The sequence below is a fragment of the Cupriavidus sp. FW216-B1 genome (assembly GCF_058789195.1).
Genome location: NZ_JBYTEL010000028.1, coordinates 50296 through 72678 on the forward strand (window position 1 = coordinate 50296; position 22383 = coordinate 72678).

Genomic DNA, 22383 nt, shown 5'->3' on the forward strand with positions numbered 1-22383 from the left:
CGGCATCGTCAGAGCCGCAGCTGGACGTAGTCCCAGTCGAGATCGTCTTCCCGCACCGGCTGCTGCGCCACGCGCAGCGCGTCGCTGGCATGGCGGTCGGCGCGCGAGCCGAGGTCGCCGGCCTCGACCGCCAGTTCGGCGGCGGGCGGCACGGCGGCGGCGCGCGTGCCGGCTTGTGTCTCGGTGCGCGTTTCAGTGCGTGTTTCAGTGTGCGTGTCGGTGCGCGTGCCGGTGTGTGTGTCGGCGGCGGCGCGGATCGCGGCGGGCGTGGCCAGCGCCGCATGCGGCGCGACATCGGGGCGCGCGCACAGGAACAGGGTGGCGGCGGCCATGCCGCCCAGCACGGCGAAATAGGACAGCAGCTCGCGTTTCATTTCGGTCCTCCTGCCTGATCGGTTTGCGGTTGTTGTCATGAAGGCCGCCGGCGGCATGGCCGGCAGCCTCCGTGGAACGACCCGCCGCGGGGCCGTGGAGATGACCTGCGCCGCTACACCGTCAAGTTCCCGCCGGCCGGAGCGCGGCGCGGATGGCTGGTGAGAGCGGCAAGCCGGCTCCCCAGGGGGGAGAGCCGGCCGCCACTTTGTCATCGCACGGCAGCGCTTGCCAGCGCGCTTACCAATGCTTACGGTCCTTACCAGCGCGTGTCACGCTCCCACGCTTTCATTTCATCCTCGACACGTTCCTTGGTATAGCCGTACCGTTCCTGGATGCGGCCGGCAAGCTGGTCGCGCTTGCCCTGGATCTGCGTGAGGTCGTCGTCGGTGAGCTGGCCCCACTTCTCCTTGATCTTGCCCTTGGCCTGATCCCACTTGCCTTCGATCTGATCCCAGTTCATGGTTGCTCCTTGGTCGCGATTGCGGTGGACGGGGGCGCCGCGGCGCGGCTGGCCGGCCCGGTTGCTGCTGGTTTCGGTGCTGGTTTCGGCGCCGGTTTCAGCGTTGGTTTCAGGTTACTTGGCGTACCTGGCCTGCACGTTGGCCTGGCACTTGTCCTTGGCGTCGCCGGACAGCGCGTCGCACTTTTCCTTGTCGGCCTTGTAGCTGGCGTCGACGGTGTCCTTCCTGGCGTCGCGGCGCGCCTCGGCCACGTCGGTGCTGGTGCCGGTGGCGGCGGCCTTGTCGACCTTGGCCGCGCCGAGCGCCTGCTCGTGGGCGGCCTTGGCTTCCTTCACGCACACGTCCTTGTCGTTGCCCTTGCGGTCGTCGCACTTTTCCCTGGCGACGTCGTAGTCGGCGTCGGCCTTGACCTTCTCGGCCTTGGCGCGGGCCTTCGCGGTGCCGTCGCGGGTGGCTTCGGCGTTGGCCTTGGCCACGTCCTGGTCGCGCCTGGCCTCCTTCACGCACACGTCCCGGGCGTTGTCCTTGAGGCTGTCGCAGCGGGCCCGCGCGGCCTTGTAGCCGGCGTTGGCCGTCTTCACGGCGGCGTCATAGTCCGCCCTGGATCCCGGCGCGCCCTGGGCCAGCGCATGACCGGCGGGGGCGGCGATCATCATCGAACATGCTGTGGCAATCAGCCATTTCTTCATCATGTCATGCTCCTTTTCAGTGACGGCATGGCGTGGATGGCGGCTCCGGCCTGCGGTCCGCTCTGGCCCACACCGTATGAACAGGTTACGCAGCAAGCCCGCGCGCAAGCAGGCGTGCGGCTCCGAAAGCCGCGTCAGACGATTCCCACAGTTGGCATAGGCAGGCCCCAAATGCGGATCGCCCCGCGTGGAGCGTGTCCACGCGGGGCGATCGGGGCTGGCTGCCGGGGCGGCGGCTTACAGCACGTAGCGCGACAGGTCCTCGTTGCCGGCGAGGTCGCCGAGCCGCTCATCGACATAGGCGGCGTCGATGGTGACGGTCTCGCCCGACGACCTGGCGGCGTGGAAGGACAGGTCCTCCAGCAGCCGCTCCATCACCGTGTACAGGCGGCGCGCGCCGATGTTCTCGACCTTCTCGTTGACCGAGAACGCGATCTCCGCGAGGCGGCGGATGCCGTCCGGCGCGAACACGAGCTGGACCTGCTCGGTGCCGAGCAGCGCCTGGTACTGCTTGGTCAGGCTGGCGTCGGTCTGCGTCAGGATGGCTTCGAAGTCGGACACCGACAGCGACTCCAGCTCGACGCGGATCGGGAAGCGGCCCTGCAGTTCCGGGATCAGGTCGCTCGGCTTGGACAGGTGGAACGCGCCAGAGGCGATGAACAGGATGTGATCGGTCTTGATCATGCCGTACTTGGTGTTCACCGTGGTGCCCTCGACCAGCGGCAGCAGGTCGCGCTGCACGCCCTGGCGCGACACTTCTCCGCCGCCCACTTCGCTGCGGCTGGCGATCTTGTCGATCTCGTCCAGGAACACGATGCCGTTCTGCTCCACGTTGGCCACCGCCTTGTGCTTGAGCTCCTCGTCGTTGAGCAGCTTGGCGGCTTCCTCGTCGATCAGCAGCTTGAACGCTTCGGCCACCTTCATCTTGCGGCGCGCCTTCTTGCCCTGGCCCAGGCCCGCGAACATGGTGCGGATCTGCTCGGTCATGTCTTCCATGCCCGGCGGGCCCATGATGTCCATGCTGGGCGTGCCGGCGGAGACCTCGAGCTCGATTTCCTTGTCGTCGAGCTGGCCTTCGCGCAGCTTCTTGCGGAACACCTGGCGGGTGTTGGAATCCTTTTCCTCGGGCTGGTTGAAGCCGATGTCGCGCGGCGGCGGCAGCAGCACGTCGAGCAGGCGGTCCTCGGCGGCTTCCTCGGCCTTGGTGCGCACCTTCTTCATCTCGGACTCGCGCGCCTGCTTGACCGCCATCTCGGCGAGATCGCGCACGATGGTGTCCACGTCGCGGCCGACGTAGCCCACTTCCGTGAACTTGGTCGCCTCGATCTTGATGAAGGGCGCGTCGGCCAGCTTGGCCAGGCGGCGCGCGATCTCGGTCTTGCCGACGCCGGTCGGCCCGATCATGAGGATGTTCTTCGGGGTGATTTCCTGGCGCAGGGGCTCTTCCACCTGCTGGCGGCGCCAGCGGTTGCGCAGCGCGACGGCCACCGCCTTCTTGGCCTTGTTCTGGCCGATGATGTGCTTGTCGAGTTCGGAAACGATTTCCGACGGGGTCATGGTATGCGGCATGGTATCCGTTCAAGAAAGGAGACGCGCAGGCCTCGCGCCGGCGGCGGCGCGGGGGCCGGCCGACGCTTATTCCAGCGTCTCGATGACGAAGTTGGTGTTGGTGTAGATGCAGAGCTCGCCGGCGATGCCGAGCGACTTTTCCACGATGTCCCTGGGCCCGAGGTCGGTGTTCTCCACCAGGGCCTTGGCCGCCGACTGGGCGTAGACGCCACCCGAGCCGATCGCGGCGATGCCGCCTTCGGGGTCGAGCACGTCGCCGTTGCCGGTGATGACCAGCGTGGTGTCGCGGTCCGCCGTGATGAGCATGGCTTCGAGCCGGCGCAGCGCGCGGTCCGAGCGCCAGTCCTTGGCGAGGTCGACGGCGGCGCGGGTCAGGTTGCCCTGGTATTTCTCGAGCTTGGCCTCGAAGCGGTCGAGCAGCGAGAACGCGTCGGCCGTGCTGCCGGCGAAGCCGACCAGGACCTTGCCGTTATAGATGCGGCGCACCTTGCGCGCCGTACCCTTCATGACGACATTGCCGAGAGTGACCTGACCGTCACCGCCGAGCGCAACCTGGTTGCCGCGCCGCACGCTGACGATGGTAGTGCCGTGATACTGTTCCATGATGCCTTCGCGAGAATATGTCTGGGGGCTACTTGGCGACGGTAGCAACGAATTCAAGGGCCGCGGCGGCGACGCCCCGACCGGCTGCCGGACGGCGGCACCAGACCAATATAGACGAGCGCCGCGCGGCGCAGCGGACAGGCCGGGCCGCCAACGGGCCAGCCCGGCAGACCCGGCGGGATGCCGGCCGGCCGCGCGGGAACGGCGCAAGAGCGGTGCAGAAGCGGCGCAAAAGCAAAAAGGCCACGCGTCGCGCGTGGCCTTTTCTTCATTCCGGCTGGCCGGAGGCTCAGTCGGCGTACACCCCGGCCTTCTTGATGACCGGCGTCCACTTGCCGATTTCGGCGGTCAGGAAGGTCTTGAGCGAATCCGGCGTGGCGCGCTGGGCCGGCACCGCCTCGGCGCCCAGCTCGGCCATCTTGGCGCGGAAGTTGGGGTCGGTCACGGCCTTCTGCAGCGCGGCGGACAGCTTGTCCACCACCGGCTTGGGCGTGCCCTTGGGCGCGTACATGGCGTGCCAGATCTTCACTTCCACGCCGGGCAGGCCCTGCTCGGCCGCGGTCGGGATGTCCTTGAACGCTTCCACGCGGCGGCTCTGCATGGCGGCGTAGGGCTTGAGCGAACCGGCCTTGAGCTGGCCGGCGATATTGGTGGTCTGGTCGCACATCAGGTTGACCTGCCCGCCCAGGATGTCGGTCAGCGCCGGCGCCGTGCCCTTGTAGGGCACCGTGGTCAGCTCGGTCTGGATCGCGCTCTGGAACAGCAGTCCGCACAGGTGCGAGGCCGAGCCGATGCCGGCGTTGGCCAGCGACAGCTTGGCGGCGTTGGCCTTGATGTACGGCAGCAGGTCCTTGAAGTTGTTCGGCGGCAGGTTCTTGTTGCCGACCATCACCATCGGCACGTCGGCGATCTCGCCCACGGTCTCGAAGTCCTTGAGCGGATCGAAGCCGAGGTTGCGGTACAGCGCCGGCGCCGTCGACATGCCGATGTGGTGGATCAGGATGGTGTAGCCGTCGTTCTTGGACTGGGCGACCTTCTTGGCGCCGATGGTGCCGCCGGCGCCGCCGAGGTTCTCGATCACCATCGTGGTGCCCAGGTGCTTGGACATGATCATCACCAGCTCGCGCGCGACCTTGTCGGTCGGGCCGCCCGCCGCGAACGGCACCACGGCCGAGACCGGCTTGCTGCCCGGGAATTCCTGCGCCTGCGCGCCCGCCTGCGTGCCCATCACGCCCACCGCCAGCGCGGCTGCGACAAATTGTGCAACTCGTTTCATGCTATCTCCTGGATACCCGCCTCATTCCCCGTTTGGCGCCGTCCCGGCCGGAGCGGCGCGCCCGTCCTCGCGGACGGAGCGCGGCCGTTCCCGCGCCGCCGTCCCGATCCGAGCGATCCCGACGGCGGCGCCGACCATGACACGGGCACGGCGCACCGGCCCGCGGCAAGGGCCGCGCAACCGGAGCGCAATGCTATCAATGCCGAAAAATGCCAAATATCCGGAAAAACCCGCGAAGACATTTCCATCGCCGCTTAAAAGTCGGTTTCCGGCCCACCCTGGTCGCGCCGGGGCCGGCCCGGACAATCAGCGGAAGAAATCGAGCATGTCCTGCTGCAGCAGCGCCGGCGCTTCCTCCGGGATGTAGTGCCCGCACGGCAGCGCCTGGCCGCTGACGTCGGCGGCCACTTCCTGCCACAGCGAGAGCGGTTCGAAGCAGCGCGCCACCACGCCGTGCTCGCCCCACAGCACGCGCAGCGGACACTCGATGCGGCGGCCGTCGGCGCGGTCGGCGCGGTCGTGCTCCAGGTCGATGGTGGCCGCCGCGCGGTAGTCCTCGCACATGGCGTGCACGTGGGCCGGGTCGCGCATGGCGGCGACGTAGGCGGCCATCGCGTCGGGCGCGAACGGACTGGGGCCGCCGTGGCGCAGCCCCATCAGCTTGTGCAGGTAGAACTCGGGCTCGGCATTGATGAGCGTCTCGGGAAACGGCGCGGGCTGGATCAGGAAGAACCAGTGCCAGTAGGCGGCGGCAAAGGCCATGCTGGTGCGCTCGTACATCGCCAGCGTGGGCGCGATGTCGAGCAGCATGGCGCGCGTGACGCGCCCGGGGTGGTCCATGCACAGGCGGTGGGCCACGCGCGCGCCGCGGTCGTGCGCGCACAGCGCGAAGCTGCCGAAGCCCAGGCGCGCCATCACCTCCACCTGGTCCTGCGCCATCGCGCGCTTGCTGTAGTTCTCGTGGCCGGCGCTGCCCGGGGGCGCGTCGCTGCCGCCGTAGCCGCGCAGGTCGGTGGCGATGACGGTGAAGCGGTCGGCCAGCGCGGGCGCCACCTTGTGCCAGATCAGGTGGCTCTGCGGATGGCCGTGCAACAGCAGCAGCGGCGGCCCGGAGCCGCCCCGCACGCCGGCGATGGAGACCTCGCCCAGTTGCAGGCGGAACGGCTCGAAATTGGGAAACAGCAGGGCACTGGCATCGTTCTGCATCGGGACGTCTCCTGGGGACCGGCGGCCAATACGCGGCAATGCGGCAGGGCGCGCCATTCTGGCGCCGCGTGCCCTGCCGTTGCCGATGATAGACGCAACCGGGGCACAAGCGGAGCACGTGCGGAGCACATGCGGGGCACAAGCGGCGCGCAACCGGAAAGCGGCCGGAAGACCCGCCCCGGGCCATCCGCCCAAGCGCAGTTGACGCAACTGAATTGCATCAGTACCGGCGCTATGGTTAAATCGGCCCATGAGCAGCAGCCCCACCCCCAACCTGGCCGCGCCGGCCGCCGGCATGACGCCGGCGGCGGCCACCCTGGACGCCGCCCACGAGCGCCTGCGCGAGCTGGGCGCCCGCGTCACCCAGCCGCGCCTGGGCATCCTGGCCTGCCTGATGGAGAGCAGCGAGGCGCTGACCCACCAGGCGGTGATCGACCGCATGCCGGCCGACGGCGAGGCAGTGGACCGCGTGACCGTCTACCGCGTGCTGGACTGGCTGGTCGAGCAGGGCCTGGCGCAAAAACGCGCCGGCCACGACCGCGTGTTCCGCTTCAGCCTGGTCGAGCACGAGGCCGCGCGCGCGCAGGCGCACCGCCAGCACAGCCATTTCCATTGCAGCCGCTGCGACCGCACCTTCTGCCTGGACGGCGCCAGCGTGCCGGCCCAGGCCGCGCCCAAGGTGCCGAGCGGCTTCGCCGTGGAGCACGTGGAACTCACCGTCAACGGCGTCTGCGCCGAATGCGGCGCGCACACGACCGGGCGCGGCCAATGAACGCCCGCGCCGCCCGGCACATGCCGCCGGCATCACCCCAAACACACCGGCCCCGCGCACGGCAGGCCTGCGGTATTCCCTTCCCGGAGAAACAACAATGTCCAAACTGACCCCGGTCACCATCCTGACCGGCTTCCTCGGCAGCGGCAAGACCACCTTGCTCAAGCGCATCCTGAACGAGCAGCACGGCATGAAGATCGCCGTGATCGAGAACGAGTTCGGCGAGGAAAACATCGACAACGAGATCCTGGTCCAGGATGGCCGCGAGCAGATCGTGCAGATGAGCAACGGCTGCATCTGCTGCACCATCCGCGGCGACCTCGTGGCCGCGCTGTCGCAGTTGATGACGCAGCGCGACGCCGGCGAGATCGGCTTCGACCGCGTGGTGATCGAGACCACCGGCGTGGCCAACCCCGGCCCGGTGGCGCAGACCTTCTTCATGGACGACGAGATCGCCTCGCGCTACCTGCTCGACGCCGTGATCACGCTGGTGGACGCCAAGCACGCCAACCTGCAGCTCGACAAGCAGGAGGAGGCGCAGCGCCAGGTGGGCTTCGCCGACGCCATCTTCATCACCAAGGCGGACCTGGTGGACGAAGCCGACGTGGCCGAGCTGCGCCACCGCCTGCTGCACATGAACCCGCGCGCGCCGGTGCGCACGGCGCATTTCGGCGAGGCGCCGATCGAGACCATCTTCGACCTGCGCGGCTTCAACCTGAACGAAAAGCTCGAGATCGACCCCGATTTCCTGCGCGCCGAGGCCGAGGAACACGATCACGACCACGGCCACGCGCACGGCGAGCACTGCGGCGACGACTGCGGCCACGACCACCACGACCATCATCACGGCCACGATCACCACCACCATCATCACCACACCGACCGCATCGGCTCGTTCGTGTTCCGCAGCGAGCGGCCGTTCAACTACGCCAAGCTGGAGGAATTCCTGTCCGGCATCCTGTCGGTCTACGGCGAGAACCTGCTGCGCTACAAGGGCGTGCTGTACATGGACGCGGTCGACCGCAAGGTGGTGTTCCAGGGCGTGCACCAGCTCATGGGCAGCGACATCGGCGCCAAGTGGGGCGACGAGACCCCCGGCACCAAGATGGTCTTCATCGGCGTCGACCTGCCCAAGGACGCCATCCTGAAGGGCCTGGCGACCTGCCTGGCCTGACCCCGCGGCGGGCGCCCTCCGCCCGCCCCGCCCGCCCCCGCCGGCAAGGGGGTCGGGAACTCAGGGAAAACTCCCCGCTTTTCCCCCATATCTCCAAAATTTTTGTTCAAGTACAATAGTCTGGATTTAGTGCGGGTTACGCAGCCTCGGCGGCGGCGCCCGCGCAATGCAGGGCGGCGGTCGTCGTCAGCATGAGGCGGGCTGCCGGCAGGTGCGGTCGCAGTGCTTCGTGCGGAGACCGCCCTCCGCTTGGGGCACAGGTTCCGCGCCGATATCGACCGACGCGAGAAAAGAGGTGTCCCATGGTAGCCGCAACGAAAACGAAAGAAAGCCGCAGCAAGAACGGTAGCGCTGCGGCCGAGACGCTGAAGGCGCGGCCCACCAAGGCTGCGCCCGCTCCCCGCGGCAGTACGGTGCACGCCGGTGCGGGCGAGGCCAAGGGGGGCACGCAAAGCAGCAAGACTGCAGCCAGCCAGAGCGAAACGTCCACGCCGCGCAAGCGGCAGGACACTGCACCCGAGCGGACCAAGACGCCGCCGGTCGCATCAACAAGAGAATCAGCAGCAACCATGAGCAGCAATAAACTTCTGACTGAAGCTGAAATCCTGAAGATGGGCGACAAGGATTACATGAACGAGGCGCAACTGGCCTTTTTCAAGAATCGCCTTGAGCAGCTGCGCGACGACATCCTGAAGAACGCCGATCAGACCACCGAGCACCTGCGCGAAACGGTGATCGTGCCCGATCCGGCCGACCGCGCCACCATCGAGGAAGAGCACGCCCTGGAGCTGCGCACGCGCGACCGCGAACGCAAGCTGCTCAAGAAGGTGGAGCAGTCGCTGGCCCGCATCGAGTCCGGCGACTACGGCTGGTGCGAGGAAACCGGCGAGCCGATCGGCGTGCCGCGCCTGCTGGCGCGCCCCACCGCCACGCTCTCGCTGGAAGCCCAGCAGCGCCGCGAATTGCGCCAGAAGCTGTTCGGCGACTGAGCCGGACCCGCCGGCGCGCTCCCAGACGGCCCGGTTCCCCGGGCCGTTTTGCTTGGCCGCGCGCCGCCGCGCCGGTGCCCTGTCCGGCACGTCTTTGCGGTGTCACGTCACCGGCCTATCATTAGGCACGGCGGGAGAACTGCCGCCCGCCGCCCCGGCATGGCCGGGCGCAATATCGGCCGCGGCGGCCCCGAAACACCCGCTTTCTGATACAGTCGCAACTTTGTTGCAATAACATGCGCGCACCTCGCCGGGCGCGCCTTCCCGTCATGGCCGATCGCCTGCCCGTCACCGTGCTGTCCGGATTCCTCGGTGCCGGCAAGACCACCCTGCTGAACCACATCCTCGCCAACCGCGAAGGCAGGCGCGTGGCCGTGATCGTCAACGACCTCGCGGACGTGAACATCGATGCCCGCCTGGTTGCCGACGGCATGGTGGCGCAGAGCGGCGAGCGCCTGGTGGAGCTGTCCAACGGCTGCATCTGCTGCACGCTGCGCGAGGACCTGCTGGTCGAGGTGGCCAAGCTCGCGCGCGAAGGCCGCTTCGACTACCTGCTGGTGGAATCGACCGGCGTGGCCGAGCCGCTGCCGGTGGCCGAGACCTTCACCTTCGCCGACGAGCAGGGCGTGGCGCTGGACAGCCTGGCGCGCCTCGACACCCTGGTGACGGTGGTCGACGCCGCGCACTTCCTGCAGGACTTCAACGAAGCCGATTTCCTCCAGGACCGCGGCCAGGCGCGCGACGAGGACGACGACCGCACCGTGGTCGACCTGCTGATCGAGCAGGTCGAGTTCTGCGACGTGATCGTGCTCAACAAGCTCGACCTCGTCGGCGACGCCGAGCGCGCGCGCCTGACCGGCATCCTGCGCTCGCTCAACCCGCGCGCGGCCATCGTGCCGGCCAGCTTCGGCAAGGTGCCGCTGGACAGCGTGCTCGACACCGGCCGCTTCGACTTCGACGCCGCCGCCGCGGCGCCCGGCTGGCTGGCCGAGCTGCGCGGCGAGCACGTGCCGGAGAGCGAGGCCTACGGCATCGGCAGCTTCGTCTACCGGCGCCGCCGCCCGTTCCACCCGCAGCGCTTCGCCGATCTGATCCACACCGAATGGCTGCGCGAGCACGGCAGCGTGCTGCGCTCCAAGGGCTTCTTCTGGCTGGCCACGCGCATGGACACGGCCGGCACCTGGGGCCAGGCCGGCGGCGTGTGCCGCCACGGCGGCGCCGGCGCCTGGTGGGCCGCGCTGGATGCGTCCGAATGGCCCGACGACGACGACAGCCGCGCCGGGATCGAGGCCGACATGACCGTGGACGGCCAGCCCGCCCCGTTCGGCGACCGCCGCCAGGAACTGGTGCTGATCGGCCAGGACCTCGACCGCCCCGCGCTCGAGGCGCTGCTCGATGCCTGCCTGCTGACCGACGCCGAAATGGCGGCCGGCCCGGCGGCCTGGGCGAGTTATCCCGACCCGTTCCCGTCCTGGGAAGACGGACTCGACGACGACCACGTGCACGGCGACGACTGCGGCTGCGGCGACCACGGCCACCATCATGGCCACGCGCACGATCATGGCGACGACGACGATGGCCACGACGGCGACGATGGTCACGGCGGGCATGCCCGCTAGGCCGGTCCCGCCCTGGCGGCGCCTGCAGCGCCGCCGCGCGCGCGGCCTCGGCCTGTGGCCGGCGCTATGGCTCGCGCTGTGCCTGCTGCTGGCCCAGCACGCCGGGCTGACCCACCGCGTCCACCACGGCGCGATGCCGTACCTGCCGGCGCAGGCATCCGCCGACGCCATCAATGACGCCGCCGGCTCCGCCCTGGCCGCCGCCGAACTGGCCGCGGACACGGACATGGACGACGCCGACCTCCAGCCCGAACCCGCCGTCCCGCTGTCCGCCGGCGCGGCGGGACACTTCTGCGTCCTGTTCGACGGCGCCACCGGGGCCGCCAGCCATTGCGGCACGCCGGCCCTGCCGGCGCTGACCCATCTCCAGTCCCCGCTGCCGCCCGCCAAGGGCTGGCGCAAGCCTGACCTGCCTCCGGCCCGGCCCTTCCACCCGCGCGCCCCGCCCACCGCCTCTGCCCTCGCCTGACATCCGGGCCGCGGCCGCCGTGCCGCCGCCCGCTTCCTGACGCACCGCGCCACACACGCAGCCTGCCACGCCGCTTGCCGAGCCGCCCCGCGCCCGTACATGCCCGCACTGGCCTGTACGCGCCCGGCGGCGCGGCGCGCGTGCACGGCCGCCGGCGCCGCGCGCCCGACCGCAGATAAAAAAGCAACGCGAGCCATGTCCTTGTCTTACCGCTTCCAACCCGAATCCCTGCTGCGCCGCACCCCGCTGGCCGCCATCGCCGCCCTGATCGCCTCCGCCCCCGCCGGCGCCTTCGCGCAGGGCGCGCCCGCGGCTTCCGCTGCGGCCCCCGCCCCGGCGGCATCGGCCGCACCGGCCGCCACGCTGCGCGAGGTGGTCGTCACCGCCAACCCGCTCGGCAGCGAGCTCACCGACCTGGTCGCGCCGGTGTCCAGCCTCGGCGGCGACGCCCTCGCGGTGCGCCAGGCCAGCACGCTGGGCGAAACGCTCGACCGGCTGCCCGGCGTGTCGTCCAGCTACTTCGGCCCCAACGCCAGCCGCCCGATCATCCGCGGCCTCGACGGCGACCGCATCAAGGTGCTGCAGAACGGCGGCAGCACCATCGACGCCTCCCCCCTCTCCAACGACCACGCGGTGCCGGTCGACCCGCTGGTGGCCGAGCGCATCGAGGTGGTGCGCGGGCCGGCCGCGCTGATGTACGGCGGCAACGCCATCGGCGGCGTGGTCAACGTGATCGACAATCGCATCCCCAAGGAGCCGATCCACGGCGTGGGCGGCGCGGTGGACGCCAGCGCCACCGCCGGCGGCGACACCGCGCGCGGCGCCAGCGGCCTGGTCGAGGCCGGCAACGGGCAGTTCGCCGTGCATGCCGACGGCTTCGTGCGCAAGACCAGCAACCTGCGCATTCCCGGCTACGCGCGCAGCGCCAGCCTGCGCAACAGCCAGCCGCTGCCCGAAGGCGAATCCGAGGCCTACGGCCGCCTGCCCAACAGCAGCGCGCAGCAGCAGGGCGGCTCGCTGGGCGGCGCCTACACCTGGGCCGACGGCTTCGTCGGCGCCAACTACAGCGAGTACCACAACGAATACGGCACCCCGGCCGAGGACGACGTGCGCCTGCAGATGCGCCAGCAGCGCTTCGCGCTCGAAGGCGAGGCGCGCAACCTGGCCGGGCGCACCGGCGGCTTCATCGAATCGGTCAAGGGCAAGTTCAGCTACACCGACTACGAGCACAAGGAAATCGAGTCCGGCCAGACCGGCACCGTCTTCAAGAACCACGGCTGGGACGCGCGCTTCGAGGCGAAGCACGCGCGCATCGGCAACATGACCGGCGTGATCGGCACCCAGTTCGGCTCGACGCGCTTCTCGGCGCTGGGCGAGGAAGCCTTCGTGCCGAGCACCGACACCGACAACGCCGCGCTGTTCATCTTCGAGGAAATGCCGCTGACCGCCAGCGGCGACCTCAAGCTCAACCTCGGCGCGCGCATGGACCACACCAGCCTGAAGGCGCGCGCCGACGGCAACGAGCGCTTCTCGGACGCCAGCCGCAGCTTCAATGCCGGCAGCGCCTCGGCCGGACTGCTCTACAAGCTCGCGCCGGCCTTGTCGCTGACCTCCAACCTGGCCTACACCGAGCGCGCGCCGACCTTCTACGAGCTCTACGCCAACGGCCCCCACGTGGCCACCGGCGCGTGGGAACAGGGCAACCCGGATGCGTCCAAGGAACGCGCCACCTCGCTCGATCTCGGCGTGCGCTTCAAGTCCGGCCCGCACAGCGCCAGCCTGTCGGGCTACTACAGCCGCTTCTCGAACTACCTGGCGCTGTCGGCCACCGGCAACGCGCGCGACGCAGAAGGCAACGTGGTGGCGCCTGGCGCCGCCGGCGCGCTGCCCGAGTTCCAGTATCAGGGCGTGGCCGCCACGCTGTACGGCTTCGAGGCCGAGGGCCGCGCGCGCGTGGCGCAGAAGCTGCTGACCGGCAGCGACACGCTCGACCTGGAAGCGCGCGCCGACTACGTGCACGGCCAGAACCGCACCACCGGCGAGCCGCTGCCGCGCCTGTCGCCGCTGCGCCTCGGCGGCGCGGTGGTGTACGGCGCCGGGCCGTGGGGCGCGCGCGCCGACGTGACCTACGCCGCGCGCCAGTCGCGCGTGCCGGCCAACGACACGCCCACCGACGGCTACACCCTGCTCGGCCTGTCCATCACCTACAAGTTCAAGCTGGCCGGCACGCAGACGCTGGTCTACCTGCGCGGCGACAACCTGACCAACCAGGACGCCCGCAGCTCGACCTCGATCCTGCGCGACATCGCGCCGCTGGCCGGGCGCAACGTCAAGATCGGCCTGCGCACCACGTTCTGAGCGCCGCCGCCCATGCCTTGCCGTGGTGAAAGCGCGGCGGCGGGCGCCAGCATCGCGCCCGCCCGCCGTGCATCCCGCCTCGGCGCGGTGCATCGCGCGCCGCGGGTCGGCCCGCCTTGACCGGGCATGGGCGAGTCCTGACAATGCCTGCATCGCAGGACAACCACGGACCACCCGATGACCCTCATTCGCCGCGCCCTTGCCTGTGCAGCCCTCGCCACGAGCCTGGCCTGCGCCATGTCCTCCCCGGCCGCCGTGGCCGCCGGCCTCACCATCGGGCTGTCCGGCGACATCACCTCGCTCGACCCGCACTATCACAACGTCACGCCCAACGCGAACGTCGCCGAGCACATGTTCGAGGCACTCATCGCCAAGGACGAGAAGATGCGCTTCAAGCCCGCGCTGGCGCTGTCGTGGAAGCCGCTCGACGACACCACCTGGGAAATCAGGCTGCGCCCCGGCGTGAAGTTCCACGACGGCAGCGAGTTCACCTCGGCCGACGTGGTCTACTCGCTCAACCGCCCCGCCACCGTCAAGAACAGCCCGTCGCCGTACACCATCTACACCAAGGGCTTCAAGGACATCGTCGCCATCGACAAGCTGACCGTGCGCATCACCACCAACGGCCCGTACCCGCTGGTGCCCAACGACCTGTCCACCATCTACATGGTGTCGAAGAAGGTCGCCGAGAATGCCAGCAGCGACGACTTCAACAGCGGCCGCGCGATGGTCGGCACCGGCCCCTACAAGTTCGCCAGCTTCCGCAAGGGCGACCGCGTCGAGCTCGTGCGCAACGACAGCTACTGGGGCCCCAGGCCCGAGTGGGACACCGTCTCGCTGCGCATCCTCACCAACGACGCGCCGCGCGTGGCCGCGCTGCTGGCCGGCGACGTGCAGGTCATCGAGAACGTGCCCACCTCCGACATCCGCAAGCTGTCCGCCGACCCGGGCGTGAGCGTGTTCAAGGTGCCCACCTTCCGCCTGATGTACCTGCACCTCGACAGCAACCGCGACGTCACCCCGTTCGCCGCCGACAAGGCCGGCAAGCCGCTGGCGAAGAACCCGCTCAAGGATCCGCGCGTGCGCGCCGCCATCTCGCACGCGATCTCGCGCCAGGCCATCGTCGACCGCGTGATGGAAGGCGCCGCCGAGCCCACCGGCCAGCTGGTCAACGCCACGCTGTTCGGCTACGCGCCGTCGCTCAAGCCCGACACCTTCGACGCCGCCGCGGCCAGGAAGCTGCTGGCCGACGCCGGCTACCCGGACGGCTTCCAGCTCACGCTGCACGCGCCCAACAACCGCTACGTCAACGACGAACAGGTCGCCCAGGCCATCGCCTCGATGCTCTCGCGCATCGGCATCCAGACCCGCGTGGAAGCCATGCCGTCGGCCACCTTCTTCACGCGCGCCAACAAGCTCGACTTCTCGTTCATGCTGGCCGGATGGGGGGCAGACACCGGCGAGGCCGGGTCCTCGCTCAAGTCATTGCTGGCGACCTATGATCCGGCCAAGGGGTGGGGGGCGTCCAATCGCGGGCGCTACAGCAATGCGGCGCTCGATGCCAAGCTGAGCGCGGCGCTGACCACGATTGACGATCGCGCGCGCGAGAAGCTGTTGCAGGATGCGACCGAGATCGGGATCAAGGATTATGGGGTGATTCCGCTTTATTTTCAGATCAATGTTTGGGCGGCGAGGAAGGGATATAACGTGGTGCCTCGGCAGGATGAGAGGACTCATGCGTTTGCGATTTCCAAGTAGTTTTTTGGTATTTTTTAGGTTTCTTGTTCTGGCTTTTGTGGGCCTTGAGGCTCGGGCGGTTGTTGGCGCTTGAACCCAAAAGCCGTATGACATCCCCGCTGCGCGGGGCTGCCAGTCACTTTCTTTTGTCTGAAAAGAAAGTAACCAAAGAAAGCAGACCCCTTGCAGGGGGGCTGGGCGCTCAGACTTTATGGCTGGTGCTGGATTCGTGGTGCGGGCGTTGGCTTCGATGAGGCTGCTGACGCTACCGGTTTGCTTGCCTGCGGCGTCGCAAACGAAATTGGATTCGTGGTGGCGCTGCATGATGGCGGCGGCCCAGGCCCTTCAGGCTGCTGCCGCGACCGAAGCGAATGGGCACGTCATGGGAGCGGCACTGGTTTCGTGGTGGGCACGGGGGCCCCGGATTGAAATGCGCCCGGCACGAGAACCTCAACGCTGACCGAAACCCAACACACTCGCACCGGGTCCACCACGCCCACCACGAAACCATAAGGGTGCTATGTAGCGGTGGCCAAAACCGGTAACGGCAGATGCCCGAACCAGCAGTGCGCCCGCCATCATAGGTCTGACCCCGAAACCCATACCGCCAGCCAGACCGTGGCCAGCCGAACCGGTAACGGCAGCAGGTCAGCAGAACCACCGGCCCCACCACGAAACCACCAACCCAAGAAACCCTGTTCGGCTCTGCCCCTGCCGGCCAGGCAGCCCGCTTTCTTTGCCTACTTTCTTTTCGGGGAAAAGAAAGTAGGTCGCTCCGGGGGAGCGAAAGCCTTTGACTTTGATGTTGACTTTGACTTTGACGTTCAGCCGTTGACGTTCAGCAGTTGACTTTGACCTCAATCCTTTAAAGCTTTTAAAGCTGAATTCGAATCAAGAACCTTCAACCAAAACCTACTCCCCCTCATACCAAGCCGGCACCAACGAATACATAGCCGCCGCACACGGCACCCCATGCAACACCAGCCGGTTCCGCGCAATGCACTCGAAACGCGCGCCGATCTTCTCCGCCACCGCGCGGCTGACCGCGTTGTTCTCCGCGGCCACGACCTCGAGCCGCGTCAACCCCAGCCAGTGAAATCCATAACACGCCATCATGTCGGCCGCGCGCGCGCCGATGCCCTGGCGCTGGCGGCTTTGCCGGATCCAGTAGCCGAGGTTGCCGAAGTTGTAGTCGCGGTTGATCTGGTTGATGGAGACGCCGCCGTACAGCTCGCGGCCGTCCGGCGCGAACACGCCGATGTCGTAGGCTTCGCCGCTGCTCATGCTTTCCGCGCACATGTCGAACCAGCTTTCGGCGTCACGCACGTTGTAGCCGGCGTGACACCAGGGCATCCACTTGCCCACGGTATCGAGCGATTCGTGCACGGCCGCGACGAACTGCGGCACGTCCGTGTAGCGGAACGGGCGCAGCAGGAAACCCTGGCCGTGGAGCGCTTGCATGATGGGGCCTCGTGTCCTCAATGTGTTCTGGTCCTCGGTTTCTCGCGGCGGGTTCCGCTTCGCCTGCGCTTGCCGCGCCTCGTGCTTCGCCGCACTCAGCGCAGCGCCCTGCCGCCGCGCGCCATCGCCCCGGCGATCAGCAGGCGGGCCTGCACGCGCGCGTGCAGCAGGGCCATGTCGGCATGGCGCAGGCGCGGGTCGCGGCTGAGGATGGCCATTGCCTTGCCGGCCTGCCGCGCGCCGGCGGCGCCCGCCTCGGCCGCGGCGCGGTCGATGGCGGCGTCGAGCTCGCACTCGGACAGCGGCGCGGCGATGCGCGCGGCCAGATGCAGCGCGGTGTCGTCGAAACCGGCGCCGTCGTCGAAGTGGATGCGGCCTTCGATCTCCACGTCGAGGCCCTGCGGGTCGAGCTCGCCGAAGCGCAGCGCGCCGACGTCCACGGCGTGGTGCCGGCCGCCGAGATAGAGCGAGCCGTCGATATAACCCGGCTCCGGGTTGAGCGGGAAGCGCAGGCGCCGGCCGGCGAGCCGCGCCAGGCTGAGGCTGGGCAGGCTCACGCCGTCGAGGCGGAGCGCCGTGCGCACCTGCGCGCCGCCGAGCGGGAACGGCGCGAGCTCGACCAGCAGGTCGGCGCCGTGCGCGCGGATGGACGAGGGGGTGAGATGGGCAACCAGGGGCTGGAGCAATGCGACGGGAAAGACAGGCATCGGCGGCTTCCTCGCGGACGGTTCGGGGGGCGCAACGTGCCTACATGCTACGGCGTCCGGCGGGCGCGATCAAACGGAAAACGAGGGGAACCGCCGCTGGCCGCCCACGCTCCTTCGTCCGCCCCCGGTTGTCCGCCCTTAATCCCGGTTGTGGACTTCGTCGCCTTCCACCGCCACCGCGCCGGCCTTCGCCAGCGACGCCAGCATGCGCGCGAGCATGGCGCCGAAATCCTCGCCGGCCAGGAAGCGCGCGTGGATGCGCCGCATCAGCGGGGTCTGCCCGACCCACGCCAGCAGCGCCGCGTGGGACATGCGCTGCTGCTCGAGCAGCTTGAACTTGAGCAGCACCTTGACCGCGTGCGCGGCGTTGCGCGCGGGGTCGGCGCTCAGGTAGGCCAGCCGGCCGCCGGCCACCTCGAGCGCCGCGTCGACGTCGGTGAAGGGCCGGCCGTGGCCGGGAATCACCACGCGCGCGCCGAGCGTGGCGATGCGCGCCAGCACCGCGGCCTGCTCGGCGAAGCCGCTTTCGCCGTCGAGTTCGGGGAAGATCACGCCGAAGCCGTTCTCCCACAGCGCGTCGCCCGAGATCAGGATGCGCTCGTGCGGCGCGAACAGCATCACCGCGTGCGGGTCGTGCCCGGGCGCGGCCACCACCTGCCAGTCGATGCCGCCCAGGCGCAGCGCGTCGCCGTCCTGCACCACGCCGTCGAAGGCGAAGCGGTCGCACTGCTGGCCGGTGGCGCGGTAGCTGAGCAGGTCGTCGTCCCAGCTCCGCACGGCCGCGGCCTCGGCCGCCGGGATCAGCGTGCGCGGCTGCCAGCGCCGCTGCAGGATGGCGTTGCCGCCGCAATGGTCGGAATGCAGGTGGGTGTTCACCAGCCGCCGCAGCGGTTTGCCGCCCAGGCCGGCCTCGGCCAGCGCCAGCGTCTGCGGCGCGTGCGTGACATAACCGGAATCGACCAGCGCGGTGTCGTCGCCGTCGACGAACAGGATGTTGTTGGCCGACAGCCAGCCGCGCTCGAACACGCGCATGGTGGAGGGCAGGACCGGCGGGGTGAAGGCAGCGGGCATCGGCGTTTGTCTCTGTGTTTTTCTGGTTTTTCCGGTTTTCTGATTCTGGCCCGCGCCGGCTAGGGGCCGGCCGGCTTCGGCGCATCCGCGCGGCCTTCGCCGGGCGGCAACGCCCCGGCCGCGCGGAAGGCGTCGGAGGCGAAGAACGGGTCCCGCCGCAGGCGCGCGGCCAGCATGTCGAGCGCGTCGAGGCCCCAGAACAGCTGGCCGGCGGGGTCGCCCGGCAGCACCGCGGTCGGCACGCCGAACACGCCGCGCGCCACGGCCTCGTCGCCGTGCTCGCGCAGGCGCGCCTTCACCGGCTCGCGCGCCAGCGCAGCGGCGGGTACGCCCAGCGCGCCGCACAGCGCCGCGAATTCGGCCTGCCGCTGCGGCACGTGGCCGTGCCGCCAGACGAAATGCAGCAGCGGCGCCAGCGTCTCGCGCGAGAGCCGGCCCTCCAGTTCCAGCGCCACGGCCAGCCGCAACAGCGGCAGCGGATTGAACGGGTGCGCCGCCGGCATGGCCAGCGGCACCTCGTCGCGGTGCGCGATCCAGGCGACGTGCTCGAAGGTGAAGCGGCGCTTGGGCGATATCTCCGCCGGGCCGACGTTGCCCCAGTGCCGCAGCAGGCCGGCGAACAGCACCGGCACGTAGCGCACGCGCGTGGCGGCCGGCAGAACCTGCGGCAGCCGCTCGAAGGCGAGGTAGGAGAACGGCGAGATCGGGTCGAAATACCAGTCGACGGCGGCGGGATCGACAGCGGGATCGGCGGCGAAATCGGTGGCGGAGTTGGTGGCGAGATCGGTGGCAGAATCGGCGGCGGTCATGGCAGCCTCACTCCGTGCCGGGCCGCGCGGCCTGCGCGGCCAGTTGCGCGGCGCGCGCCGGCAGCCGCGCCCAGATGGCGCGCCGCGCGGCGTCGTCGCTGCCGGACCACGCGGCGATTTCCTCGATGGTGCGCAGGCAGCCCTCGCAATAGCCGCTGGCCGCGTCCATGCGGCACACGTTGCGGCATGGCGACGGCACCGGCAGCGCATGCTGCGCGGCCTGCGCGCCGCGCGTCAGGTCCGCGGCCAGGCGGGACAGCCGCGACACGGCCTCAGTCCCCGGCCCGCTGCGCCACGTCGGCCACCGGGGCGCCGGTCATGCGCTGCAGCTCGTGCGGGGTGAGGTTGAACACCGCGTGCGGATGGCCGGCGGCGGCCCACAGGCTGTCGTAGCGGAACAGGTCGCTGTCGAGCAGCATCACCGGCGCCACCGCATGGCCGATCGGGCAGACCCCGCCGATGGCGTAGCCGGTCTTCTCGCGCACGAATTTCGCGTCGGCCTTGCCGAGCGGCCCGACCACCGCCGCCACCTTGGCTTCGTCGACGCGGTTGCTGCCGCTGGCGATCACCAGCACCGGCGCGTCGTCCGCCACGCGGCGGAAGATGATGGACTTGGCGATCTCGGCCACCGAGCAGCCCAGGCCCGCCGCGGCCTCGGCCGAGGTCTTGCCGGTCGCCGGCAGCATCACCACCGGCTTGGCATGGCCCAGGCCGGCCAGCAGCCCGGCCACGCGCTGCGCGGCCTCGGGCAGGGGCGCCGCGGCCTCGTCGTCGTTCACGGAACGGTCGTTCATGTCTTCTTTCCGGTGCGGGTTCACACGCAGGCCGGCGCCGCCTCGGCGGCGCTCGCCCACTTGGTCAGCAGCGCGCGGCCCACGCGCGAGCTGTTGGCGCGGCCGATGGCCTGCGAGATGAAATCGCCGGCGCGCACCACCTGATCCAGGTCCACGCCGGTGTGCAGGCCCATGCCGTGCAGCATGTACAGCACGTCCTCGGTGGCGACGTTGCCGGTCGCGCCCTTGGCATACGGGCAGCCGCCCAGGCCCGCGACGGAGGCGTGGAAGATCGAGATGCCCACTTCCAGGCTAGCCAGGATGTTGGACAGCGCCTGGCCGTAGGTATCGTGGAAATGGCCGGAGAGGCGGTCCATCGGAAATTCCGCCGCGGCCGCGCGCATCACTTCCTGCACGCGCACGGGCGTGCCCACGCCGATGGTGTCGGCAATGTCGATCTCGTCGCAGCCGAGGTCGCGCATGCGGCGCACCACGTCCACCACGGCGCGCACCGGCACCTCGCCCTGGTAGGGGCAGCCCAGCGCGCACGAGAGGCTCGCGCGCAGGCGCAGGCCCTTTTCCTTGGCCGCCGCGGCCACCGGCTCGAAGCGCGCGATGGATTCGGCGATCGAGCAATTGATGTTCTTCTGCGAGAACGCCTCGCTGGCCGCGCCGAAGATCACCACCTCGTCGGCGCCGGCGGCCACCGCGCCCTCGAAGCCCTTCATGTTGGGCGTGAGCACCGAGTACAGCGTGCCCGGGCGGCGCTGGATGCGCGCCATCACCTCGGCGCCGTCGGCCATCTGCGGCACCCACTTGGGCGAGACGAACGAGGCCGACTCGATGTTGACGAAACCGGCGTCGCTCAGGCGGTTGACCAGCTCGACCTTGACCTCGGTCGGCACCAGCGCCTTCTCGTTCTGCAGCCCGTCGCGCGGGCCGACCTCGACGATCTTCACATAGTTGGGCAGTGTCATGGCGTCTCCTCCGTGTCCTGCCGCCGCGGCGCGCACGCCGCGGCGGCTGTGTCTGCTTGCTGTGTCTGCGTTCAGTAACCGCGCTGCAGGTCGACCACGCCGGCAATCGGCTGGCCCGCCCCGAGCGCGCGGATCTTGCCGGCGATCTGGGCGATGCTGTCCTCGCGCAGCGTCAGCGCGGCGATGTGCGGCGTGATGGTGATGCGCGGCTCGCCCCAGAACGGATGCTCGGCCGGCAGCGGCTCGGTGCGGAACACGTCCAGCGTGGCGCCGGCAATCTGGCCGGACTGCACCGCGGCCAGCAGGTCTTCCTCGACCAGATGCTGCCCGCGCGCCACGTTGACCAGATACGCGCCCTTGGCCAGCTTGCCGAACAGGGCCGCGTCGAGCATGTTCTCGGTCTGCGGCGTCAGCGGCAGCACGTTGACCAGCACGTGCAGCCCGTCGAGGAACGCGGCCTGCCCGGCCTCGCCGGCAAACCCCTGCACACCCTCGATCTCGCGCGGCGTGCGGCTCCAGCCGCGCACCGGAAACCCGAAACCCGCCAGCGCCCGCGCGATCTGCGCGCCAAGCGTGCCCACGCCCATCACGCCCACGCTGAAACCCGCGCGGCGATGCGGCTTGAGAAAGCGCCAGTTGCCGGCCTGCTGCGCCAGCGCGTATTCGTCCAGGCGGCGGAAATAGCGCAGTACCGCGTGCGTCACGTACTCGATCATCTGCGCGGCCATGCCGGCATCGTCCAGGCGCACGATGGGCACGCCGTCCGGTAGCGCGCGCGGATCGTCGTCACGCAGGCGCAGGATGCCGTCCACGCCGGCGCCGAGGTTGAACACCGCCTTGAGGTCGGTGCGCCCGCGCAGCATCTCCAGCGGCGGGCGCCACACCACGGCGTAGTCGGCGCGTTCGGATTTGCTGTCTTCCCAGGTCAGGCATTGTGCCTCCGGCAGGGCTTCGGAGAAGCCGTCGATCCAGGGTTGGTAGCGGCCGTCGGGCACGTACAACTGCAGCTTCATTTCTTCTCCACAGGGGGGTCTTATCGTGATTTGGTCTATTTTCGCAGAGATGGGGTGGGAGTGGGGGGCTTCTGGGGGCCTGGCGGCGGCGGCGGGGTGTTCGTTTGGTTTCTTGGTTGACTGTTGAGGGTCAAGGGTGACTGTTGAACGGGGACTGTTGAACGTCAAAGTCAACGGCTGAACGTCAACGGCTGAACATCAAAGTCAAAGTCAACTTCAAAGTCAAAGGCTTTCGCTCCCCCGGAGCGACCTACTTTCTTTTCCCCGAAAAGAAA

22 protein-coding genes are annotated in these 22383 nt (G+C 69.4%); 7 read left to right on the plus strand and 15 right to left on the minus strand.

What is annotated here, in order from left to right; translation table 11 throughout:
• Positions 1-8: 8 nt before the first annotated feature.
• The 7 genes from AC3WXD_RS32005 to AC3WXD_RS32035 form a co-directional block, all read right to left on the minus strand.
• Positions 9-374: a hypothetical protein gene (locus AC3WXD_RS32005; RefSeq protein WP_492325440.1), complete on the minus strand. Its 366-nt coding sequence runs from the start codon at positions 372-374 to the stop codon at positions 9-11.
• A gap of 257 nt (positions 375-631) precedes the next feature.
• The gene (locus tag AC3WXD_RS32010; protein WP_020205155.1) at positions 632-835 is read right to left on the minus strand and encodes a CsbD family protein; all 204 of its coding nucleotides are present in this window, start codon (positions 833-835) and stop codon (positions 632-634) included.
• Positions 836-949: 114 nt separating this feature from the next.
• The gene (locus AC3WXD_RS32015) at positions 950-1528 is read right to left on the minus strand and encodes a hypothetical protein (RefSeq protein WP_492325441.1); all 579 of its coding nucleotides are present in this window, start codon (positions 1526-1528) and stop codon (positions 950-952) included.
• Between the two features lie 234 nt (positions 1529-1762).
• Positions 1763-3094, minus strand: coding sequence for an ATP-dependent protease ATPase subunit HslU (gene hslU, locus AC3WXD_RS32020; protein WP_492325442.1), 1332 nt, complete (start codon positions 3092-3094; stop codon positions 1763-1765).
• 66 nt (positions 3095-3160) lie between these two features.
• On the minus strand, positions 3161-3697 hold the full coding sequence (gene hslV, locus AC3WXD_RS32025; RefSeq protein WP_020205158.1) for an ATP-dependent protease subunit HslV: 537 nt from the start codon (positions 3695-3697) through the stop codon (positions 3161-3163).
• A 289-nt stretch (positions 3698-3986) separates the two neighbouring features.
• Positions 3987-4973, minus strand: coding sequence for a tripartite tricarboxylate transporter substrate-binding protein (locus AC3WXD_RS32030; protein ID WP_059414814.1), 987 nt, complete (start codon positions 4971-4973; stop codon positions 3987-3989).
• Between the two features lie 306 nt (positions 4974-5279).
• Complete coding sequence (locus AC3WXD_RS32035; RefSeq protein ID WP_454730752.1) at positions 5280-6179, minus strand: alpha/beta fold hydrolase; 900 nt, start codon at positions 6177-6179, stop codon at positions 5280-5282.
• 295 nt (positions 6180-6474) lie between these two features.
• Between AC3WXD_RS32035 and AC3WXD_RS32040 the strand changes: the two genes are divergently transcribed.
• The 7 genes from AC3WXD_RS32040 to AC3WXD_RS32070 all read left to right on the plus strand — a co-directional run bounded on the left by AC3WXD_RS32040 (position 6475) and on the right by AC3WXD_RS32070 (position 15318).
• Complete coding sequence (locus tag AC3WXD_RS32040) at positions 6475-6951, plus strand: Fur family transcriptional regulator (RefSeq protein ID WP_196812952.1); 477 nt, start codon at positions 6475-6477, stop codon at positions 6949-6951.
• A 97-nt stretch (positions 6952-7048) separates the two neighbouring features.
• Positions 7049-8125 (plus strand): CobW family GTP-binding protein, encoded by a 1077-nt coding sequence (locus AC3WXD_RS32045; protein ID WP_454730751.1) that lies wholly within the window; start codon positions 7049-7051, stop codon positions 8123-8125.
• A gap of 302 nt (positions 8126-8427) precedes the next feature.
• Positions 8428-9114: an RNA polymerase-binding protein DksA gene (gene dksA, locus AC3WXD_RS32050; protein WP_231401717.1), complete on the plus strand. Its 687-nt coding sequence runs from the start codon at positions 8428-8430 to the stop codon at positions 9112-9114.
• 269 nt (positions 9115-9383) lie between these two features.
• Positions 9384-10733: a zinc metallochaperone GTPase ZigA gene (zigA, locus tag AC3WXD_RS32055; protein WP_020206484.1), complete on the plus strand. Its 1350-nt coding sequence runs from the start codon at positions 9384-9386 to the stop codon at positions 10731-10733.
• Positions 10675-11202 (plus strand): hypothetical protein, encoded by a 528-nt coding sequence (locus AC3WXD_RS32060; protein ID WP_492325443.1) that lies wholly within the window; start codon positions 10675-10677, stop codon positions 11200-11202. Before zigA ends, AC3WXD_RS32060 begins: the two co-directional genes overlap by 59 nt.
• 195 nt (positions 11203-11397) lie before the next feature.
• A complete protein-coding gene (locus AC3WXD_RS32065; RefSeq protein WP_492325444.1) occupies positions 11398-13560 on the plus strand; it encodes a TonB-dependent receptor in 2163 nt (720 codons plus the stop codon).
• 177 nt (positions 13561-13737) lie between these two features.
• On the plus strand, positions 13738-15318 hold the full coding sequence (locus AC3WXD_RS32070; RefSeq protein WP_492325445.1) for an ABC transporter substrate-binding protein: 1581 nt from the start codon (positions 13738-13740) through the stop codon (positions 15316-15318).
• Between the two features lie 891 nt (positions 15319-16209).
• Here the strand turns inward: AC3WXD_RS32070 and AC3WXD_RS32075 are convergent.
• The 8 genes from AC3WXD_RS32075 to AC3WXD_RS32110 all read right to left on the minus strand — a co-directional run bounded on the left by AC3WXD_RS32075 (position 16210) and on the right by AC3WXD_RS32110 (position 22108).
• Positions 16210-16758, minus strand: coding sequence for a GNAT family N-acetyltransferase (locus AC3WXD_RS32075; protein ID WP_492325446.1), 549 nt, complete (start codon positions 16756-16758; stop codon positions 16210-16212).
• A 95-nt stretch (positions 16759-16853) separates the two neighbouring features.
• Positions 16854-17465, minus strand: coding sequence for a hypothetical protein (locus AC3WXD_RS32080; RefSeq protein WP_492325447.1), 612 nt, complete (start codon positions 17463-17465; stop codon positions 16854-16856).
• A 138-nt stretch (positions 17466-17603) separates the two neighbouring features.
• A complete protein-coding gene (locus tag AC3WXD_RS32085) occupies positions 17604-18536 on the minus strand; it encodes an MBL fold metallo-hydrolase (protein ID WP_492325448.1) in 933 nt (310 codons plus the stop codon).
• Between the two features lie 59 nt (positions 18537-18595).
• Positions 18596-19345, minus strand: coding sequence for a 2-hydroxychromene-2-carboxylate isomerase (locus tag AC3WXD_RS32090; RefSeq protein WP_492325449.1), 750 nt, complete (start codon positions 19343-19345; stop codon positions 18596-18598).
• A gap of 7 nt (positions 19346-19352) precedes the next feature.
• Positions 19353-19613, minus strand: coding sequence for a DUF1289 domain-containing protein (locus AC3WXD_RS32095; RefSeq protein ID WP_492325450.1), 261 nt, complete (start codon positions 19611-19613; stop codon positions 19353-19355).
• A 4-nt stretch (positions 19614-19617) separates the two neighbouring features.
• Complete coding sequence (locus tag AC3WXD_RS32100; protein WP_020206981.1) at positions 19618-20139, minus strand: YbaK/EbsC family protein; 522 nt, start codon at positions 20137-20139, stop codon at positions 19618-19620.
• A gap of 20 nt (positions 20140-20159) precedes the next feature.
• The gene (locus AC3WXD_RS32105) at positions 20160-21095 is read right to left on the minus strand and encodes a hydroxymethylglutaryl-CoA lyase (RefSeq protein WP_020206982.1); all 936 of its coding nucleotides are present in this window, start codon (positions 21093-21095) and stop codon (positions 20160-20162) included.
• 71 nt (positions 21096-21166) lie between these two features.
• Positions 21167-22108: a 2-hydroxyacid dehydrogenase gene (locus tag AC3WXD_RS32110; RefSeq protein ID WP_020206983.1), complete on the minus strand. Its 942-nt coding sequence runs from the start codon at positions 22106-22108 to the stop codon at positions 21167-21169.
• Positions 22109-22383 lie beyond the last annotated feature (275 nt).